This window comes from Glycomyces sp. NPDC050141, from assembly GCF_055586545.1.
In genome coordinates this window covers 19,339-35,524 of the sequence record NZ_JBVJHZ010000005.1, presented here as the reverse complement: position 1 = coordinate 35,524, position 16,186 = coordinate 19,339, and the positions used below count along the sequence as shown (strand labels likewise).

25 protein-coding genes, 1 tRNA gene and 1 pseudogene are annotated in these 16,186 nt (G+C 69.8%); 6 read left to right on the top strand and 21 right to left on the bottom strand.

Going from position 1 to position 16,186, the window contains the following annotated elements:
• Nucleotides 1-150: 150 nt before the first annotated feature.
• On the bottom strand, nucleotides 151-441 hold the full coding sequence (locus ACZ60M_RS04465; protein ID WP_465414626.1) for a hypothetical protein: 291 nt from the start codon (nucleotides 439-441) through the stop codon (nucleotides 151-153).
• A gap of 184 nt (nucleotides 442-625) precedes the next feature.
• On the opposite strand from ACZ60M_RS04465, the gene ACZ60M_RS04460 reads away from it, so the two are divergent.
• Both ACZ60M_RS04460 and ACZ60M_RS04455 read left to right on the top strand, forming a co-directional pair.
• Nucleotides 626-817 carry a ribbon-helix-helix domain-containing protein gene (locus ACZ60M_RS04460; RefSeq protein WP_465414624.1) on the top strand — a complete coding sequence of 64 codons (192 nt, stop codon included), beginning with the start codon at nucleotides 626-628 and terminating at the stop codon, nucleotides 815-817.
• Nucleotides 814-1,197 (top strand): hypothetical protein, encoded by a 384-nt coding sequence (locus tag ACZ60M_RS04455; protein WP_465414623.1) that lies wholly within the window; start codon nucleotides 814-816, stop codon nucleotides 1,195-1,197. The genes ACZ60M_RS04460 and ACZ60M_RS04455 overlap by 4 nt, the downstream gene beginning before the upstream one ends.
• A gap of 528 nt (nucleotides 1,198-1,725) precedes the next feature.
• On the opposite strand, the pseudogene ACZ60M_RS04450 reads toward ACZ60M_RS04455, so the two are convergent.
• The 18 genes and pseudogenes from ACZ60M_RS04450 to ACZ60M_RS04365 form a co-directional block, all read right to left on the bottom strand.
• Nucleotides 1,726-2,187 (bottom strand): annotated as a pseudogene (locus ACZ60M_RS04450) (DNA cytosine methyltransferase); the annotation flags it as partial.
• A gap of 96 nt (nucleotides 2,188-2,283) precedes the next feature.
• On the bottom strand, nucleotides 2,284-2,544 hold the full coding sequence (locus tag ACZ60M_RS04445) for a hypothetical protein (RefSeq protein WP_465414621.1): 261 nt from the start codon (nucleotides 2,542-2,544) through the stop codon (nucleotides 2,284-2,286).
• On the bottom strand, nucleotides 2,532-3,068 hold the full coding sequence (locus ACZ60M_RS04440) for a hypothetical protein (protein WP_465414620.1): 537 nt from the start codon (nucleotides 3,066-3,068) through the stop codon (nucleotides 2,532-2,534). The genes ACZ60M_RS04445 and ACZ60M_RS04440 overlap by 13 nt, the downstream gene beginning before the upstream one ends.
• Nucleotides 3,061-3,384 (bottom strand): hypothetical protein, encoded by a 324-nt coding sequence (locus ACZ60M_RS04435; RefSeq protein ID WP_465414619.1) that lies wholly within the window; start codon nucleotides 3,382-3,384, stop codon nucleotides 3,061-3,063. The genes ACZ60M_RS04440 and ACZ60M_RS04435 overlap by 8 nt, the downstream gene beginning before the upstream one ends.
• Before the next feature lie 69 nt (nucleotides 3,385-3,453).
• Nucleotides 3,454-3,744, bottom strand: coding sequence for a hypothetical protein (locus ACZ60M_RS04430; protein WP_465414617.1), 291 nt, complete (start codon nucleotides 3,742-3,744; stop codon nucleotides 3,454-3,456).
• Nucleotides 3,737-4,084: a hypothetical protein gene (locus tag ACZ60M_RS04425; RefSeq protein WP_465414615.1), complete on the bottom strand. Its 348-nt coding sequence runs from the start codon at nucleotides 4,082-4,084 to the stop codon at nucleotides 3,737-3,739. The genes ACZ60M_RS04430 and ACZ60M_RS04425 overlap by 8 nt, the downstream gene beginning before the upstream one ends.
• 61 nt (nucleotides 4,085-4,145) lie before the next feature.
• Nucleotides 4,146-5,522: a hypothetical protein gene (locus ACZ60M_RS04420; protein ID WP_465414614.1), complete on the bottom strand. Its 1,377-nt coding sequence runs from the start codon at nucleotides 5,520-5,522 to the stop codon at nucleotides 4,146-4,148.
• Nucleotides 5,519-5,965, bottom strand: coding sequence for a hypothetical protein (locus tag ACZ60M_RS04415; RefSeq protein WP_465414613.1), 447 nt, complete (start codon nucleotides 5,963-5,965; stop codon nucleotides 5,519-5,521). Before ACZ60M_RS04415 ends, ACZ60M_RS04420 begins: the two co-directional genes overlap by 4 nt.
• Nucleotides 5,962-6,516, bottom strand: a complete 555-nt coding sequence (locus ACZ60M_RS04410; RefSeq protein WP_465414611.1) for an HAD domain-containing protein — start codon at nucleotides 6,514-6,516, stop codon at nucleotides 5,962-5,964. Before ACZ60M_RS04410 ends, ACZ60M_RS04415 begins: the two co-directional genes overlap by 4 nt.
• Entirely contained in the window at nucleotides 6,503-7,072 is a 570-nt protein-coding gene (locus ACZ60M_RS04405; protein ID WP_465414610.1) for a hypothetical protein, read from the bottom strand. Before ACZ60M_RS04405 ends, ACZ60M_RS04410 begins: the two co-directional genes overlap by 14 nt.
• Nucleotides 7,069-8,046: a hypothetical protein gene (locus ACZ60M_RS04400; protein ID WP_465414608.1), complete on the bottom strand. Its 978-nt coding sequence runs from the start codon at nucleotides 8,044-8,046 to the stop codon at nucleotides 7,069-7,071. Before ACZ60M_RS04400 ends, ACZ60M_RS04405 begins: the two co-directional genes overlap by 4 nt.
• Complete coding sequence (locus ACZ60M_RS04395; protein ID WP_465414606.1) at nucleotides 8,033-8,485, bottom strand: hypothetical protein; 453 nt, start codon at nucleotides 8,483-8,485, stop codon at nucleotides 8,033-8,035. The genes ACZ60M_RS04400 and ACZ60M_RS04395 overlap by 14 nt, the downstream gene beginning before the upstream one ends.
• Nucleotides 8,482-8,934: a hypothetical protein gene (locus ACZ60M_RS04390; RefSeq protein WP_465414605.1), complete on the bottom strand. Its 453-nt coding sequence runs from the start codon at nucleotides 8,932-8,934 to the stop codon at nucleotides 8,482-8,484. Before ACZ60M_RS04390 ends, ACZ60M_RS04395 begins: the two co-directional genes overlap by 4 nt.
• A gap of 42 nt (nucleotides 8,935-8,976) precedes the next feature.
• Nucleotides 8,977-9,216: a hypothetical protein gene (locus ACZ60M_RS04385; protein ID WP_465414603.1), complete on the bottom strand. Its 240-nt coding sequence runs from the start codon at nucleotides 9,214-9,216 to the stop codon at nucleotides 8,977-8,979.
• Complete coding sequence (locus ACZ60M_RS04380; RefSeq protein ID WP_465414602.1) at nucleotides 9,213-9,335, bottom strand: hypothetical protein; 123 nt, start codon at nucleotides 9,333-9,335, stop codon at nucleotides 9,213-9,215. The genes ACZ60M_RS04385 and ACZ60M_RS04380 overlap by 4 nt, the downstream gene beginning before the upstream one ends.
• Nucleotides 9,328-9,618, bottom strand: coding sequence for a hypothetical protein (locus ACZ60M_RS04375; protein WP_465414600.1), 291 nt, complete (start codon nucleotides 9,616-9,618; stop codon nucleotides 9,328-9,330). The genes ACZ60M_RS04380 and ACZ60M_RS04375 overlap by 8 nt, the downstream gene beginning before the upstream one ends.
• A complete protein-coding gene (locus ACZ60M_RS04370; protein ID WP_465414599.1) occupies nucleotides 9,573-9,779 on the bottom strand; it encodes a hypothetical protein in 207 nt (68 codons plus the stop codon). The genes ACZ60M_RS04375 and ACZ60M_RS04370 overlap by 46 nt, the downstream gene beginning before the upstream one ends.
• A 159-nt stretch (nucleotides 9,780-9,938) precedes the next feature.
• The gene (locus ACZ60M_RS04365; RefSeq protein ID WP_465414597.1) at nucleotides 9,939-10,151 is read right to left on the bottom strand and encodes a helix-turn-helix domain-containing protein; all 213 of its coding nucleotides are present in this window, start codon (nucleotides 10,149-10,151) and stop codon (nucleotides 9,939-9,941) included.
• Nucleotides 10,152-10,442: 291 nt separating this feature from the next.
• Here ACZ60M_RS04365 and ACZ60M_RS04360 point away from each other — a divergent pair, with 291 nt between their 5' ends.
• The 3 genes from ACZ60M_RS04360 to ACZ60M_RS04350 all read left to right on the top strand — a co-directional run bounded on the left by ACZ60M_RS04360 (nucleotide 10,443) and on the right by ACZ60M_RS04350 (nucleotide 13,040).
• The gene (locus ACZ60M_RS04360) at nucleotides 10,443-10,925 is read left to right on the top strand and encodes a helix-turn-helix domain-containing protein (RefSeq protein WP_465414595.1); all 483 of its coding nucleotides are present in this window, start codon (nucleotides 10,443-10,445) and stop codon (nucleotides 10,923-10,925) included.
• Nucleotides 10,926-11,107: 182 nt separating this feature from the next.
• On the top strand, nucleotides 11,108-11,416 hold the full coding sequence (locus ACZ60M_RS04355) for a hypothetical protein (RefSeq protein WP_465414593.1): 309 nt from the start codon (nucleotides 11,108-11,110) through the stop codon (nucleotides 11,414-11,416).
• Between the two features lie 430 nt (nucleotides 11,417-11,846).
• Entirely contained in the window at nucleotides 11,847-13,040 is a 1,194-nt protein-coding gene (locus ACZ60M_RS04350; RefSeq protein ID WP_465414591.1) for a tyrosine-type recombinase/integrase, read from the top strand.
• A gap of 119 nt (nucleotides 13,041-13,159) precedes the next feature.
• On the opposite strand, the gene ACZ60M_RS04345 is transcribed toward ACZ60M_RS04350, so the two are convergent.
• Nucleotides 13,160-13,250: transfer RNA gene (locus ACZ60M_RS04345), tRNA-Ser, on the bottom strand.
• Between the two features lie 107 nt (nucleotides 13,251-13,357).
• On the opposite strand from ACZ60M_RS04345, the gene deoD reads away from it, so the two are divergent.
• A complete protein-coding gene (gene deoD / locus ACZ60M_RS04340; RefSeq protein ID WP_465414589.1) occupies nucleotides 13,358-14,065 on the top strand; it encodes a purine-nucleoside phosphorylase in 708 nt (235 codons plus the stop codon).
• 43 nt (nucleotides 14,066-14,108) lie between these two features.
• Here the strand turns inward: deoD and ACZ60M_RS04335 are convergent, their stop codons facing one another.
• Nucleotides 14,109-16,166, bottom strand: a complete 2,058-nt coding sequence (locus ACZ60M_RS04335) for an acyltransferase family protein (protein WP_465414587.1) — start codon at nucleotides 16,164-16,166, stop codon at nucleotides 14,109-14,111.
• Nucleotides 16,167-16,186 lie beyond the last annotated feature (20 nt).

The window sequence follows — 16,186 nt, the reverse complement described above, 5'->3', positions numbered from 1 at the left end:
CGACCGCGAGTCTCTGAAGCGAGAAATTCCAGGTTTTTCGATAACGGATTCGCGACTCCCTTGCACTCGTCAGCGGAGCGGCGAAAGGGCGGGCCTTTCGGCCCGCCCTCGCTTGCTGGTTCGTCTATTGTGTTGTTGCAGCGGTCCTGGTCACTCCTCGCCGTGGCGGTCGGCCTCGAAGAAATCCACGAGCTCGATGAAGTCGTTCAACGCCTCGGTGCCGTGCTCGTCGTCGTTGTCGCACACCGCCTCCACCACGCGGCGCAGCTCCCGGAAGACGCGGGCGAGGTCGCGGGCGGCCTCGGCCAAGTCGACCTCATCGGTACCGTCCCACTCGATCGCGTCGGCGATGCCGACGAGGTTGGCGTAAACGGCGGCCGGGCTGGTGTCGCGGGCCGACCGAAGGACCTGGACGAATCGCATCTGATCACTGCTGTTCATTTGAATGACCTCCTGTAAGACCGGGAGGCCGTTAACCCGCCGGGGTGGCGGATCGCTTTCCCGGTGCTGCTCGACCATAGGTTTCGTATATACGAACGGCGAGCCGATACAACGGAGAATCGGAGTCGATGAGTTCACTCGTTCAGCCCTGGATTTGTATATACGAACCGGCTAGGGTCGCGGTATGGCAAATAGAGATCCGTACACGACACCGAGGGCCGTGCGCATCCCCGACGACGAGTGGGAGGCGCTCGGCGTGGTCGCGCAGGCCCTGGGCACCAACCGAACCCACGCGATCCGGGAGCTCATCCGCTGGTATGTGGGCCGCCCCGGCGCACTGCCGCCGGCCCGCATCGGCTCAGAGACAGGCGCATGAGCACCGACGAAGCCCCGGGCGAGTTCGACGCGCGCCAGGGCCAGCTCGCCCTGCTCTTGGCCTCGGCCGGGATCGACCCGCGCACGGCCACGTTCGGCGAGGCCGCCGCGGCGCTGGCCGAGCCCGGGGACCGCGCGCGCCTGGCCGGGACTGCCGGGGACGGCGGACGGCATGTCCCCTTCCCGCCCGCGCTGGCCGCCGCGCTCGCGCCGCACCACGGCGCCGAGGCGGAACTGGTCTTTGCTACCCGGCTACCGACCTATGAGGAGTTCCTCGCCAAGTGGGTCCGACCGGCCGCCGACCAGGCCCGCCCGATCCAGCAGCACGGCTATCGCCACGGCGGCCTGACGGACGACGACGCCGTTCCCGAGAAGGCGTAGCTGGGCGACGCGCGAGAGGCCGAGCCCGGTCACGTGGCCGGGCGGGGCGTCCATCAGCCATTCCACGAACTCGGGCCGCAGTTGTGGGAGGCCGTTCGCGCTGGGCGCGGTCGGGGCTGGAGCCGGGAGGCCGGTCAGGAGCTCCCATCGCTCGATGGCGGCTCGGTAGCGCCCCCAATCAGGGCCGCGGCGCTCGGGAGCGTGTAGTCCCGGCGGCTCCCCCGGGACTGGTTCGCGCTCCCTTTCCTCGCGTCCGAGGCGAGCGGGGTCGGCAGGAGTACCGCCGAGAGCGGTGGCCGCCAGCCCCGGCCCGGCCGCCTCCCGGCCGTGCCGGTGTCCGAGGCCCTGGGCGTGGGGAGCAGACTCGCCATCTCCGCGGCCAGGCTCAAGCCGTGGGTGCCGGCCTCCTGCGACGGCGTTCGCTTGTAGACCCGCTGCTCGTTCGGGCTCGCGCGCGGCGTCGGCAGCAGCGCGCCATCCGATGACTCGCTCGCCGAGGTCGCAGGCACGGGCAGCGTCCCAGGCAAGGAGGAACCAGCGCTCGCGGCGGTGGGGAGCGCCAAGGGCGGACGCGGCCAGAGTCGTCCACTCCGTGTCATACCCGAGCGCGGCCAGGTCAGCGGCGACGGCGGCCAAGCCGGATCGAGCGATGGCTGCGACGTTCTCCAAGTAGACGAGGCCAGGTCGAAGGATGCCAAGGGCACGGGCGATGTCGGGCCAGATCCACCGTTCGTCGGCCTCGCCAAGGCGCCGCCCGGCGAGGGAGACCGGCTGGCAGGGGAACCCGGCGCAGACGAGGTCGACCGGTTCGACTGCACCCCAGTCGCATCGGGTGAGGTCCCCGACATTGGGAACGCCCGGCCAGCGCTCGGCGAGGACTCGGGCGGCGTCGCGGTCGGTCTCGGCGTGCCAGGCGACGGCGCCGCCGAGCACGGCCTCCACGGCGAGGTCGAGGCCCCCGTATCCGGAACACATGCTCCCGATCCGCATGGGCGGCAAGGGAAGAGGGGTAGGGGTGGTTGGCACAAGAGCGGCCCTCCCTGTCGGCGGATAGGGAGGGCCGCCACGGAATCTAGCACACCTGTTCTATGAATCCTTGCGGTTGCCGTCGACGTCACTGAGGATGGCGTCGCCGATCGCATAGGCGGCGAGGGCGGCCAGGCGCATCGGGTCGGCGGTGAGGTACAGGCCCGAGGTGAGGTCGATGGTGAACTCGGCGGCGCCCTTGCCGGCGAGGGCGCGGAGCTGGGGGTCGGCGACGAACCCTTGGAAGTCCTTGCGGATGAGGTCGTAGCCGTGTTCGAGCCGGGCGGCGGGGTCGAGGTCGGTCACGGTCAGGATGAGCATAGGGATACCTCTTTCTCTAGTGCGGGTGTCGGTTCGAGTTCGGGGCTCGGGCACGGCGGGGCGGGGCGGCCTGCGGCGGGAAGGCGACGCCCGTCCGGCCACACCCAGGCGGCGGCCCCGGGGCTGCCGCTGGCGGTGTAGGTGAGGGCGAGGCCGCAGTGCTCGCACTGCTCGTCGTAGCGGCGGGCGGGGTCGTCGATGTCCTCGCCGGTCTCCCAGTGCTCCCGCCACCGGTGCCCCGAGCGGGTGCCGGGGGCGGGGAGTTGCGCGTCCCGCCAGGAGGCGAGGGCTGCGGCGGCGGTGTCGTGCCCGGCGTCGGTGAGATGGGCCGCGGCGGCGGTGACGGCCTTGCGGGTCGCGCCGGGGCCCGAGAACCGTTCGGGCGCGGGCAGGTTCGCGGCCCGCCAGCGCCGGGCGGCCTCGGCCGCTGCCCAGTGTCTGCCTTCGCGCAGGAACGTTATCGCGGCGGCGAGCGCCTCCCAGGGGGTGGCGGCAGCCGGGACGGGACGGTTGGTCTCACGCATCGACGGCTCCGGCTTCGAGGCGAAGCTCGTGCTCGGTGTTCGCGAAGGCGTCGAGTGTCGACTCGGCGCCCTCCAGGAGCTTGACGGCGGTGGCGAGGCGGACGGCCTGCTCCTCGGTCAGCCCGGGGTCGGCGGATGTGGCGAGGTCGCCGAGGGTTTTACGGACCTGCTCGATGATGTGGAAGGTCCGGCGTGCGGTGCGGGCGGTGCGCCCGTCCGCGCCGTGCGCGGCCAGTTGCCTGCGCAGCGTTTCAGCTTCGCCGCCGATATACCCGGCGCGCTGGTAGATCGGATCATTGAGTGCTCGGTGCGTCAAGGTGGTGTCGCTTTCTCGTGTGGGGGGAGAGAGGGCGCGGCGCCGGGTGCGGCGCCGCGCCCGAGTCGGTCAGGGTCGGGCGGCTTCGCAGGGCGGCTCAGGAGTGACCTCCATCGAGATGGCTTGTCCTTCAGGCCACACGAAGTAGAGGTCGCCCTCGCCCAGTCGCGGTGGAAAGAGCGCGCGGAGCAGGCGTCGCCAGCAGCTCGGAAGCGGCGGCCGGTCGGTGATGATGAGCTCGCAGCGCGGGCACTTGAGGTAGTAGTGGCGGCGGAACATCGCCGAGAGGGCCTCGCCGAGTTCCCCGGGCATGAACCAGCAGTGCGGCTGATCGGGCCGAACCGTCTTGCGGTCAGCCATGGTGCTCCCCGGCGGGCTCGGCCATGGCGTGTTCGCGTTCGGCGGTGCAGAAGTCCCTCAGGTATCGCTCGGCGGCGTCGAGTGCGGCGCGGGCGTCGGTCAGGCGCTGGCGCTGCTCGCCGTCGAGGTCCTGCGGGGTGTAGGCGGCCATGTCACGGACCCCAGCGTCGACCAGGGACACCACACTGAGCAGCCGCCAAGAGGCGGTGGCGTGGAGGGCGGTGTCCGGGCAGGTGTTGAGGTCGTCGCGGAGTTCGCCGGCGGTCTTGGCAATGAAGTGGGCGCGCAGGCCGATCCCGTTGCGGTAGGCGCTCTTGTGGTCGCGGTCGTTGGGTCTCATGTGGCAGTGCTTCCGTGTTGAGACCGGCGGGGGGGGTGGTGCCGCCCCGCCGGTAGGTCGGTCAGATGCGGGGGCGTGCGGCGGAGAGCGCGCGCAGTTCGTCGAGGTAGAGCCGCTGGGTCGGGTCGGCGACGAGGGCAGGGCTGAAACGGACGCCTTCGGCGCGAAGTCGCTGGGTCTGGTCTGCGGCGCTGGCGGTACCGAGGCCGCCGGGGCGCGCTTTGCCGGTTACCAGCAGGATGCGGTGGCGGCCCAGGATGTCCGCCTTGTCGAGGAACCCGACGACTTCCCGATGGTGGCGGCCGATGAGCTTCCCGAGATCGCCGAAGCAGATCCACCGACCGGCCGGGACCGCCGCCACGCAAGCCGTGAGGATTTCCGTCCAGTCCCGCCGGGGCGCTTCGGCGCCGCTTCTGGGTTGGCGTTGGCGGGGCCGGTCGGCGTGGAGTTGCTCCACGAGTTCGGGATACACCTGGGAGGTGTGCGGCCAGGGCTCGAACTGGAGAGTCGGGACCTCGGCCCCGGCCGACCACTTGAGGGTGTATCTCGTGTCCCCGCACAGCGCCCGGACCGTCATCGCTTGAGGCTCGGACTTCCAGTGGAAGACCGCCTGTCCGACTCCGGCGAGGTCGTCCTCGGGCTGCCCTTGCTGCAAGCGGCGGTACTCGTCGTCGCTGGGGGCGGCGACCGTGACGGTGGCGGTGTCGTCGTAGATGGTGAAGACTTCTGCCTCGATGTCGGGGTCGGGGCGGTGGAGGTAGTCGGCGGCGGCGCTGGTGAGCATGGCGGCGAGCCGAGCCCGGTAGTCGGTGCGCCAGCGCGGATCGCTGTCCCCATCGGCCTGGTCGGGGTGGGTGTCGGCGGCGGCGAGGGAGCTGGGCATCGACGCCCGGACGCCGTTCGTGTTGTCGCCGTGGACTTCGAGGGCAACGCGCCGCCCCGGGAGGCGGCCGAGCTGCACCTCGTTGAGCCAGCCCAAGCGCGGGTCTGTCCAGGCCGGTCGAACCCCGCACGCGACCGGCTCTCCCCCGCCGGACTCGTTCTCGAAGAACAGGGCCCCGTGCCCGAGGGTGATCCTGTCGCCCTGCGCGGGGATGCGCCAGGCGGAGGAGGCAGAGGACTCCGGGCCGATCATCCCCACCTCAGGGTCCGGCTGGTCGAGGACGCGGGCGACGAGCGTGCCGCGTGTCCCGGCGAGATCCTTCGGGAGCGCGAGCCGCCCGGCGGTGCCGGTGAGGCCGACCGCGCCCCACCGGCCGCTCAACGCCTCGGCCGGGGACCAGGTGAGCGTCCCCTGTCCGATGAGGACGTGTTCGCTTTCGCCCAGGTCGATGCGGGGCGTCTCCCACCACATTTGATGGCAGGTGTCGGTGCAGAACCGCTTGCGTGTCGCGGTACGGATGGGGGCAGCGCAGGCCCAGCAGGGGGTGACGGTCATGCGCCCACCGCCAGGGGGTTCGGGAGGGCGCGGAGGTGCGTCGGCCGGGATCGGGTTGGCGGACTGAACAGGTCGAGGGCAGTCACGAGCGTGTCGATGTTCCCGGGATCGAGGGCGAGGAGGACCGCGCCGAGGTCGATCTTGAGTCCCTCAGTCAGGGAGACCGCCGCCTGTGCAATGGCGCGCTCGCCGTCGGAGAGGGGGGAGCGGGGCAGGGCTCGGCGCATGGCCGCGAAGTCCACGAAGGTCAGCTCCCGGCCGATGAATCGTGCGGTCCACTCGTGATCGAGCAGGCCGGAGTCGTCAAGGATCAAGACGGCGGCCATCAATCGCAGGTCGCCGTTGGCCCAGGTGTGGAGGTCAGCCGGGTGGACTGCGTCGGTCTTGCTGGGGCACGAGTCCGCCCCGTGAATCGGGCGGGCCCGGCAGATAGCGAGGCTCATCGGCGTCCCTTCTGGTCGGTGTCGGCGAGGTCGGGGTTGTATGTGGCGATGAACGCCTCGATGCGGTCCATGTCGGTCCGGGTGAGGCCGGTCGAGGTGTGGGGGCGGATGCCGAGGAGTTCGGAGTCGCGGCTGTCGATCTCCTTGGCGATCTCGTCGTCGGTCCAGACAACCGGGCGCGGCGATGCCTTCGCTTCCTTCCAGGCGTTCCACTTGTAGACGCGGATGGTCGAAGGCGACATCGGGTATTCCCATGCCCGAACGAGTTTCGGCAGGCCCCAGAGGTCTTCGAGCTTGTCGGCCACCGGGCACCAAGAGGTCGACCACACGATGTCGACGCTCCCGTTCTCGGCAAGGGCCTTGATCCGCTTCACCAGGCCAGGCGCCCAGGTGATGGAGACGCCGACGCGGTCGACCATGACCGCCCGGCCGGTCTGCGAGGCCCAGTCGCCGTCCACCGGATAGTTCGCGTTGATGACGCCGCCTGCGCCCAGCAGCCACACCGGCCGCCGATCCGCGTTCAGGAGTTGAATGTATTCACTGGTCAACACCAGGATTCGTCCTCTCTTGTGGGTGAAAGTCTGCGAGACCATAGGGCTCTAAGCCCGTCCTCCCAGTGGCCGACCCGGCGACCTCCGAACGGCCGATGCCACTGCGCGCCAAGGCGTCTCGGACTTTCGCCGCTCCCCGCCGGGCCCGTTCCGCGCGCACGGTCCCCGAGGGCAGCTCGCCCGGTGCCCGGGTGCCGATTGCGGGGGCCAGGCCGCGGGCGGCGTCGGCGCGGGCGGCCCGCAACACCGCAAGGACTTGGGTGTCGTAGTCGGCCGCGTCCGGGTCGAGGGAACGCAGCAGCTCCTGCTCCGAGATCCCCGACCGGGCCAGGGCTCGGCGGCGGCCTCGTTTGACGCGCTGGACGATGTGCCCGACCTGGAGCCACGTGTCCGGGGCCTCGGCGATGTGCTCAACCACCGCTTGCAGGGCCTCGACCTTGGTGACGCCGGCGAGGGTGAGGACCATCGCCCACAGCCGGATGTCGTCGGCCGCGACCGTGCGGCGGTCGCCTCGGGCGACCATGCGCAGCACCTCGGCGGCTTCCTCGGCGGTCACGGTGGCTCACCGCCCACGTCGCCGCCGAGGACTTCGGCGAGCGCGGCGTCGACCTGCCGCATCCGCACGTCCGTGGTCGCTTCCCGGGCCGGGCCCCGCTGGCGCTTGGCGTGGAGCCGCATCTGGTCGTACTGCTTGCGCAACGTGGTCATGCTCATGACGTTCGCGCGCCAGAAATCGTCATTCTGGGACCAGTCGATGGCGGCCCGGATCTGCTCGAGAGTGCGTCCGTCGCGGTCGAGCATGAGCCGGGCCGCGTCCTTCCAGCCCTTGGTGATCGTGGGGCGCCGCGAGCCGTTCGCTTCGACCCGGTCGGCGAGGTAGGTGCACAGGTCCTCGATCTCCGAGCGCGGTGGTAGAGCGGCGTCGGCGCGCGAGCGTCGACGAGAAGAAAGACCTTGAGGTGGTACTACCTTGAGGTGTCCCCCTGACCCCTTACCCCTCTCCCCCTCGCCATCGGCGAGGGGTTCGGCGAACCCTTCGCCGGAGGCATCGGCGGGGCCTTGGTCGATGGCGTCGGCGAGGTCGGCGATCATCCCCTCCAAGGGCTCGCGCGACCCGGCCGGCATCACCGTGGCCGGGTCGTCCCTCAGTCGTACGAGTTCGACGGCGAGCGCGGCGCGCAGCAGCGGCGAGGTCACCGCCGCCAGGGCCCGGCGGGCGGCGCGCAGCAGGTTGGGTTGGCGGTGGACGCGGTCGTGGCGGATGTGGGTGCGTACCAGCGCCTCCTCGCGTTCGAAGTCGACCACGATGAACCGGGCCTTCGCGAGAGCGGCAAGGTCGCCCTCGATCGCGGCGACGGTGGCGCGGAGGTTGTCGGCCCAGCGGCGCACCCGCAAGGGCAGGGCCCCGCAGTGGGTGAGGTCCCTTTGGGAGAGCAGGTAGACGTACATGCGCTGCGCGGAGGCGGTGAGGTTGAGGAAGTCATGGTCCTCCCACAGGTCGGCGTAGATGCGGGCCTCAGTTCGCGCCACGGCCCACCTCCGCTGGGGCCCGCGGGACGGTCGAGCGGAGTCCGGCGTTGTCGTGCAGCAGGACGGTGCTCACTGGCAGGTCGAGGTAGCCGGCGATGGCGGTCGGTGGGTGGCCGCGGGCGGCGAGGGTCTCGATCATGTGGCGGCGCCCGGGGCCGCGTCGGCGCCGCCAAGCGTCGCGGTCGGCCTCGCGTTCGATCGGGCTCGCCCAGGCCCGCCAGTCCGCCGAGGTGTGGGCGCGTACGACAGGGGCGGTCGCGACCACGACCACCGTTGCGGTGGTGTCGCCGTCTTCGACGGTCAGGTCGGGGACGCCGTCGAGCACGAACCCGGACGCGGTCACCATGTGGCCCAGCCAGGTCAGTGCCTGCCCCTTTGCTTGGGAAACCGACAGGTCGGCGTCGACGGTGATGCGCCAGGAGCGGACCAGTGCCCTCACCGCGCCCACACCTCGGCGCGGGCGACGAGGTCGTCGGCGACGGTCTGGGCACGGTCGGGCTCGGCGAGGTGCTGGCCGACCAGGTACTCCCCGAGGGCCCCTCGCGCGGCGGCGGCGCGGGCGAGCGCTTCGGCGAGGAAGGGGCAACCGACCTTGGCGCAGCCGGTGGCCTCGCATCGGTCGGTCGCGTCGGCCACGGCCCGGTCGGCGGCGAGCACGTCGCCAGTCAGGTGGCCCAGGGCGGTTTCCTCGTGGTCGCCGGCGAGGATCTGGTCGGCGAGGGGCCCGAGCCGGTAGCGGCGTACGGCCCCGTCCAGTTCGTTCATGGCCGCGTCAATGCGTTCGACGGCTTCGCGGGCGATGTCGCGAGCGAGCCGGGCGTCGGCACCGGCCTTTTCGAGTCGGTCCCGGACGGTGGTGAGCAGGGTAATGCACTCGCGGTGGTTCATGGGTGTGTTCCTTTCGAGCCGGGCGCTTTGGCGCGGCCGATCTCAGGGGGTGTCGCTGATGGGGGTCTCGTCGGGGCGGTCGAGGCTGCCGGGGTCGGCCTCGCGCAGGCGGCGCGCGAGTCCTTCGGCGGCGAGGGTCGCCAGTTCAGCGCGGTCTTCGGCTTCCGCAACGCGGCCGTGCCTGTCGGCCCTGCCCACGAGCAGGCCGAGCCCGAACATCGCCGAGGGCAGGACCAGCGCGCACATGCATCCGGCGCCGATCGCCAGGGCCGTCCAGGTCACCGCGGGACCGCCGCGAACAGCGCCACGACGAGCGTGGCGGCGGCCAGGCAGGCGGCGAGGCTGACGGCGCCGATGCCGATCAGGATCCAGCCGATGAAGGCCACCCAGTGCCTACGCATTGGCACCCCCCGAGGACCAGACCTCATCGAGGACAGTCGCGACCTGGTCGGCGCAGGCGCCCTCGCCCGGCGGCGAGGCCAGATCCCAGCGCAGTCCGGCGGCGTATGCCTCGATGGCGCGCAGCGCCTCGGCTTCGCGAGCGGCGTCGCGGTCCTTCTCGGCCTGGCGTGCGCGTCCGAGTTGCTGCCCGATGAGCGCAAGCACGTCGGCGCCGGGCGCGGGGGCGGCGATGGCGCTCATGCCGCGACCAGCGCCGAGGCCGGGCGGCCGTGCTCGCCGCATCGGCGCTCGCCGATCGGGATCTCGTGGAGGGTCGGGGCGCGGCCGGCGCGGTACTGCTCGGCGAACACCTGCCGCTGATGGCGAATGCACACGAAGTGCGCGGCCTCGTCGGTTTCGATGCGGTAGGCCGCGGGGGCGGCGCACACCGGCTGGGGATGCATGGGGGATCGCTCCTGGAACGGTGAGACGGGAAGGAAGGCACGGCCTGCTCAGCCGGGATCGCCCGGAGAGACTGGTGCCCAAGAGAACCGAGTGGTTACTGCGACTTGCATATGCAGGTAAGTGAGGAACGTCGCAGGCATTCAGTGAATGTGTGCGCCTCAGCGCCGGACTTCGACCGGAACTTCGCCGCTTTCGAGGATTTCCCGCAGGTGGTCGGCGCTGAACCGTGCGTGTCTGCCCACTTTGGTGAATGGCACGGCGCGCGCCGAGACCTTGTCGCGGACCCAGGACTCGGGGACCTTCAGCCAGGCCGCGGCCCCGGCGATGTCGACCAGGCCCTTGGGGTAGGAGATGACGCTTGCGTCGCCCATTGCTCTGCTCCTTGGTTGGTGAACTGCGAGAACACCAGCGCGAATCTGTCGATATACGACAGTTGCAAGGGGAGTATCCTGCTCTATCTTGCGCTAGCGCAAGAAACGTAGCACCGTTCTTGCGGTAGCGCAAGAACATGAGTAGGCTACGGGGCGGTAATATCACCGCTACCCATGCGTACCAGGCCAAAAGGTGCGCCGAGGAGGACGAGATGAGGTCCGAGTGCAGGCGTCCGCCGCCCGAGAGCCGGGAGCCGTACGGCGGTACTGGTGTCGCGTACCCTGTTGCGCATGAGCGAGACCGCACCGACAGAACCGACATGGCCGTACGAGGAGTTCGCGGCCTTCCTCGACGATGTTCTGCGTGCCGCCGGTGTGCGCGAGACTCGGCGCACCGGCCGTCCCAGCTTGGCCGAGTTCGAGTCCCGCACAGGGCTGTCCAGCTCTCAACTCAACCGCTGGCGCAACGGGTCGTGGCGCCCGAGCCCAGACAGCCTCCGGCAGATCGCGATCACCTTCGCCGACGACGCCGACGTGCCACTCGACCACCTCTACGCCAACCTGATGCGAGCCGCCGGATTCTCCGCGCAGCCCCTCGAGGCGTCGCCAGCGCTCGAGAGCGACCCCGGCGGCGACCCGATCGCGGCGATCAAGCGTTTCTATACGGCTTCCATCGGCGAGGACCGCGAGTGGATCCGCGGCAAGCTCGTCGATCTGCAGGAGCAGATCGAGATGCGCAAGGCGCTCTCGCGCCAGTCCAAGCGCGGTAGCTGAGCGAAAAACCAAGCAGCACTTTGCAAGCCAAGGATCTAGTGTGGCCTACGTCAACTGTCGGCTAGTAGACAAAGTTCGGTCGCCCCACTAAGGTGAGTAATCCTCCCCAAACTGGGAGTTATTACAACAAAGTTAACAAGACCCGTCAAACATGTCGATTCACCCCAGTGGAGCATCCGCTCATGACCAAACTGTTCACGCGAATACTGGAGGTCGCCGCAGCCCTCCTGGTACTCGCCAACACGATTTACTTCGCGGCGAACTGGGAGCGCAGCCACATGCGCCCCATCTTGATAGTCCTTCTGGTGATCGCGGTCATCGCCGTGCTCATCGTCCGCTACCTCCCCATCTTCATGCGAGACGCCGTCCGGCAGGAGTTCGCGCGCCAGCGCGTCCTCAACGGCGTCGAAGCCCGCGCCGACATCCCCGCCTCCCCCACCACCGGCGAGGGCGTCATTGAACTGAACCAGCGCCGCGAGGGCTCGTCCTAGCCCGCGCTGCCGCGCAACCAATCCCACCACCTACCGACGGTTCGCCCCCCACCAAGGTGAACGGTCACTGTGCGACAGCCGCTGTCGCGTCCCGAGGTCCCCGCACGGCCCTATTGCACTCGGGACGCTGTTTAGGGGCAGCGGCTCCCACCATTTCCGCCTGACCAGCGACGACGCGTGGCCCGCGCGTTTCTCAAGCGCTCATGAGCGCAGGGCTCGCCCGCAAGCCGGAATCCGCCCGGCCGAAGGGCATCACCACCGCCTGAATGTCCATTGTGGGCGAACGCGTGTTCGCTCGCTGGTGCCCGCCTGTCGGCGTACGGTCCTCGACCACCGCCGGCAGACCCCCGTTTGTCGGCGTGACCGAGCGGCGCAGCCTCCCCCGAAACGGCTGCGCCCCAACCGATCCGACAACAGGAGAGCAAGGGCTATGTGGGTTGAGCCATACAACGGCGGCAAGCTGTTCCGCGTCCGAGACATGATCGATGGCAAGAAGACGGACATCGCCATCGGGTTCTCGACGAAGACCGCCGCCAAAGAGGCGAAGACGCGCCTCCAAGTCGACAAGATGGACGGGAACCTCCTCGCCATCGGCGCCGACAAGTTGGCGCTCGGCTACTGGGTCAACACCTGGTGGGCCAGTCACAGTAAGAACATCCGGCCGAACACAGCACGGACGGAGGGCGGGCGCATCCGCAAGCACATCGTCGGCCGCATCGGGCAGCACAATCTCGCGACGTTCGGGCCGAGGGCCATCCGTGAGTGGCTCGACCAGCTCGCCGAGCCCGAGGACGCCGAATACGACCCGCTCTCGGCGAAGAGCATTCTCAACGTCCACGGCTACTTGTCCATGGCGCTCGACGTCGCCGTTGCCGAGCGGCTGATCAAGGTGAACCCCTGCCCGGCGTCCTCCCTCCCGAAGTGGGAACGGGCCGAGCCGCGGTTCCTCACCGAAGCTGAACTCGCGGAAGTCATCGAGCTGACCCCCGCATACTGGCAGCCCTTGATCGTCTTCCTGATCGCCTCCGGGGCGCGGATCTCCGAGGCCCTCGGGCTCAAATGGAAGCACTTCGACCTCCTCACCGGACACGTCACCTTCGCGAGCCAACTGGTCGACCGCAACGGCACGTTCGAAGACGTCCCACTCAAGACCAAGTGGTCGCGCCGGACCATCACCCTCCCTCCAGAGGTGTGCGAAGTCCTCGCCCTGCTCTGGTCCGCCGACCGCGGCGACAACGACTACGTGTTCCGGTCGAAGAACGGCGGCCCACTCCGCTACGCCGTCGTGCGCCGAGCCTGGCGCAACGCCCTTGAGGAAACCGAATTCGCCGGGCTCGGCTTCCACGCCTTCCGCCACACGCTCGCCAGCCAGCTCATCAAGAAGGGCAAGCACCTGACCGCGATCCAGCGCCGCCTCGGCCACTCCAGCATCAAGGTGACCTCAGACCTTTACGGGCACTTGGAACCCGAAGTCGATGAGGGCATGGCCCAAGCGGTCGCCGCGATCCTCGAAGGCGCCCACCTTCGCGGCATCGTCACCAGGGCACAGGAAGCCGAGCGGCAGAGATCACTCGACCCGAACGCCCAATTCGGTACAAAACACGCAGAGCTTGTGGGGAAGTAATGGGGAATTGATGGGGAATCCAGTCCTGAGCAGCCCGGACGTACCCGGAACACCAGGTCAGCGGGCATGAAGAAACCCCAGCTCATCCGCCCTTTAGGGCTTCTGAACTGGGGTTACGTTGGCGGTGGCGGTGGGATTTGAACCCACGGTTGAGGGTTACCCAACACTCGCTTTCGAGGCGAGCTCCTTCGGCCGCTCGGACACGCCACCGCCGAGAACACTACCGGACCGCGGCAGCAGGCGTGGAACCGGGCTCGGCGATCCAGCTCACAGCCGGTCTCCGCAAATTCATGGGATGTTTATGAGAAGCTGGCGTCATGACTGCACACATCTCCGCCAAGCCGGGCGACATCGCCGAGAGCGTCCTCCTTCCCGGGGACCCGCTGCGCGCGAAATGGATCGCCGAGAACTTCCTCACCGACGCGGTCCGCTACACCGAGGTCCGGAACATGTACGGCTACACCGGCACCTACAAGGGCAAGCGCGTGTCCGTGCAGGGCACCGGGATGGGCCAGCCCTCCGCCTCGATCTACACCCACGAGCTCCTCGACGTCTACGGCGTCAAGACGGTGGTCCGCGTCGGCTCGGCCGGTGCGATCCACAACGACATCGAGCTGCGCGACGTCGTCGCCGGCATCGGCGCCTCGACGAACTCCTCGATGAACCGCATCCGCTTCAACGGCGTCGTCGACTACGCGCCCGTCGCCGACTTCGGCCTGCTGCGCGCCTCCGCGGACGCGGCCGCCGCGCGCGGGATCAACCTGCACGTGGGCCAGCTGTACTCCTCGGACACGTTCTACACCGACGCCCCCGAGGTCGAGGCGAAGCTCGCCGACTACGGCATCCTCGCCATCGAGATGGAGGCCGCGGCGATCTACACGCTCGCGGCGAAGTTCAAGGCGCGCGCGCTGGCGCTGTGCACGATCTCCGACCACATCCTCAAGGGCACGGAGCTGCCCGCGGCCGACCGGCAGGAGTCGTTCTCCGAGATGGTGGAGATCGCCCTGGACGCGGTCACCGCTTAAGGATTTCCGATGAGGCCCGGCTCTGGTGAGCCGGGCCTTTCGCCTATCCGAGGGCGGCGGCGAGTTCGGCTTCGAGGTAGGGGCCGAGGGTCGCGGCGTAGGTGTTGGTCATGTGGGCGTCGTCGCGGTAGACGAGGACGTTGCCGACCACGGGCGGGCAGGCGTCGGCCTCGCAGATGTAGTCGGTGAGGTCGACCTTCCGGACGCCTGCGGGGACCTCCAGGGCCTCGAAGGCGCCTTCGTCGTAGTAGGAGGCCCGGTCGACGGTGCATTCGGATGCCTTGGGGCCGTTGAGGTCGACGCAGAGCGGGATGTCGAAGCGGGGGCTCGGGGTGTCGCGGAGGGCGACGACCGCGGCGCCGGTGGCGAGGAGCTGCCCGTAGCGGTCGGTGTAGTCGGGGAAGGTCTCGTAGGCCTCGTATCCGACGCGGGAGCCGTAGGTGAGGACGAGGTCGGGTGCGAGGGCGCCGATCTCGGCGACGACCGCGTCGTTCCAGGCGGCGCAGGACAGGTACCGCTCTTCGCCGAGCGACTCTTGGCCGGTCTCGATGATGCAGGCGTTCTTGGTGTACGCGACGACGTGCCAGTCCTGGGATTCGGCGGCTTCGAGGACGGCGGGGAGCCACTGCCAGATCTTGGAGCCGCCGTACATGACGACCGTGGCGGTCGCTTCCTCTTCGGCAATGCCGAAGTCGCAGCGGACCGGCTCGTAGCCGACCATCGTCTGGTTGCAGCGGCCGGAGAGCGCGGGGTCGTAGTCCTGCGCGGCGTCCAGTGTGGAGGGCGCGAAGGGGGCTTCGGGGAGTTCGAGTCCTCCGGCGAGGGCGGCCGCGCCCGGATAGACCGACCGGTCTTCGACGGCCTCGGCGAGGCGGTCGCGTTCGAAGGTGATGTACCAGGTCAGGGCCGCATAGGACGCGAGGACGAGGGCGAGGCAGGCCGCGCCGAGCGCGAACGCGCCGCGTTTGGTCTTCTGGCCGAGCCCGGTCGCGGGGAGGCGCTGTTCGAGGGCCCAGCGGGTGGCCCAGGCGAGGAGGGTCGCGGCGGCGAGGACGCCGAGACCACCGAGGAGCGTGGCGGTGTCGCGTCCGGTCGCGGTGAGGTAGCAGATGAGGACCGGCCAGTGCCACAGGTAGAGCGTGTAGGAGAGGTCGCCGAGCCACTGCACGGGCCGCGTGTTCAGCAGGCGCCCGGCGCCGCCGCCGGGGCGCAGGGACGCGGCCATGACGACGGCGCAGGCGCCGCCGACGGGCCAGAGCGCGGCGAGGCCGGGGAACTGGGTGGAGTCGAGGACGAACCCGGCGCCGAGGAGGACGGCGACGCCGGCCCAGCCGAGGACGGCGGCCGCCCATTTCGCCTGCGGCGCATCAGGTTCAGCGAAGGCGGTGCGCAGGCGCGGGAGGGCGAGGGCGAGGAGGCCTCCGGCGGCGAACTGCCACAGGCGGGCGCGCAGGTCGAAGTACGCGAAGGCCTGGTTGGTCGCGGTCTCCCACAGCGCGAACGCGAACGAGGCCGCGAAGACGAGCGCGAGCGCGGCGGCGAGGACGCGGGTGCGGCTCCACCGGGCGCGGGCGGCGGTCCACACGGAGGCGGCGATGAGGACGGGCCACAGGACGTAGAACTGGGCTTGGACACCCATGGACCAGTAGTGCTGGACGATGCTGGCGCCGTTGTTGGAGGAGAGGTAGTCGACGGAGTGGACCGCGAGGTTCCAGTTGCCGTAGTAGAGCGCGGAGGCGAGGATGTCGCCGAGCTGCTGGTTCCAGGTGGCGCGCGGGAGCCACAGGACGGTGAGCGCCACGGTGCACGCGGCGACGACGAGCGCGGGCGGGAAGATGCGGCGCACGATCCGGGCGGCGAACGCGAGGGGCTGGACGGAGCCGGTCCGGTCGACGGAGCGGAGGAGGCTCGCGGTGATGAAGAAGCCCGAGAGCAGGAGGAACACGTCGACGCCGCCGGAGACGCGGTCGAACCAGATGTGGTAGACGGCGATGACGGCGATGGCGAGGCCGCGCAGGCCGTCGATCTCGCGCAGCCGCGGCGGCCGGGGGGCCGCGGGTGCGGTGACCGGGGCGGCGGCGGTGCTCGCGGGGTGGCTCATCGGACTCCGGGGAGGCGTGC

What these genes read in the sequence shown, in the direction of transcription:
- ACZ60M_RS04465 (WP_465414626.1), bottom strand. Translation starts at nt 441, where the DNA reads ATGAACAGCAGTGATCAGATGCGATTCGTCCAGGTCCTTCGGTCGGCC.
- ACZ60M_RS04335 (WP_465414587.1), bottom strand. Translation starts at nt 16,166, where the DNA reads ATGAGCCACCCCGCGAGCACCGCCGCCGCCCCGGTCACCGCACCCGCG.
- ACZ60M_RS04375 (WP_465414600.1), bottom strand. Translation starts at nt 9,618, where the DNA reads ATGCGGCGAGCACGGCCGCCCGGCCTCGGCGCTGGTCGCGGCATGAGC.
- ACZ60M_RS04460 (WP_465414624.1), top strand. Translation starts at nt 626, where the DNA reads ATGGCAAATAGAGATCCGTACACGACACCGAGGGCCGTGCGCATCCCC.
- ACZ60M_RS04415 (WP_465414613.1), bottom strand. Translation starts at nt 5,965, where the DNA reads ATGAGCCTCGCTATCTGCCGGGCCCGCCCGATTCACGGGGCGGACTCG.
- deoD (WP_465414589.1), top strand. Translation starts at nt 13,358, where the DNA reads ATGACTGCACACATCTCCGCCAAGCCGGGCGACATCGCCGAGAGCGTC.
- ACZ60M_RS04440 (WP_465414620.1), bottom strand. Translation starts at nt 3,068, where the DNA reads ATGCGTGAGACCAACCGTCCCGTCCCGGCTGCCGCCACCCCCTGGGAG.
- ACZ60M_RS04365 (WP_465414597.1), bottom strand. Translation starts at nt 10,151, where the DNA reads ATGGGCGACGCAAGCGTCATCTCCTACCCCAAGGGCCTGGTCGACATC.
- ACZ60M_RS04425 (WP_465414615.1), bottom strand. Translation starts at nt 4,084, where the DNA reads ATGAGACCCAACGACCGCGACCACAAGAGCGCCTACCGCAACGGGATC.
- ACZ60M_RS04380 (WP_465414602.1), bottom strand. Translation starts at nt 9,335, where the DNA reads ATGCGTAGGCACTGGGTGGCCTTCATCGGCTGGATCCTGATCGGCATC.
- ACZ60M_RS04430 (WP_465414617.1), bottom strand. Translation starts at nt 3,744, where the DNA reads ATGGCTGACCGCAAGACGGTTCGGCCCGATCAGCCGCACTGCTGGTTC.
- ACZ60M_RS04370 (WP_465414599.1), bottom strand. Translation starts at nt 9,779, where the DNA reads ATGCATCCCCAGCCGGTGTGCGCCGCCCCCGCGGCCTACCGCATCGAA.
- ACZ60M_RS04355 (WP_465414593.1), top strand. Translation starts at nt 11,108, where the DNA reads ATGACCAAACTGTTCACGCGAATACTGGAGGTCGCCGCAGCCCTCCTG.
- ACZ60M_RS04445 (WP_465414621.1), bottom strand. Translation starts at nt 2,544, where the DNA reads ATGCTCATCCTGACCGTGACCGACCTCGACCCCGCCGCCCGGCTCGAA.
- ACZ60M_RS04420 (WP_465414614.1), bottom strand. Translation starts at nt 5,522, where the DNA reads ATGACCGTCACCCCCTGCTGGGCCTGCGCTGCCCCCATCCGTACCGCG.
- ACZ60M_RS04360 (WP_465414595.1), top strand. Translation starts at nt 10,443, where the DNA reads ATGAGCGAGACCGCACCGACAGAACCGACATGGCCGTACGAGGAGTTC.
- ACZ60M_RS04455 (WP_465414623.1), top strand. Translation starts at nt 814, where the DNA reads ATGAGCACCGACGAAGCCCCGGGCGAGTTCGACGCGCGCCAGGGCCAG.
- ACZ60M_RS04390 (WP_465414605.1), bottom strand. Translation starts at nt 8,934, where the DNA reads ATGAACCACCGCGAGTGCATTACCCTGCTCACCACCGTCCGGGACCGA.
- ACZ60M_RS04350 (WP_465414591.1), top strand. Translation starts at nt 11,847, where the DNA reads ATGTGGGTTGAGCCATACAACGGCGGCAAGCTGTTCCGCGTCCGAGAC.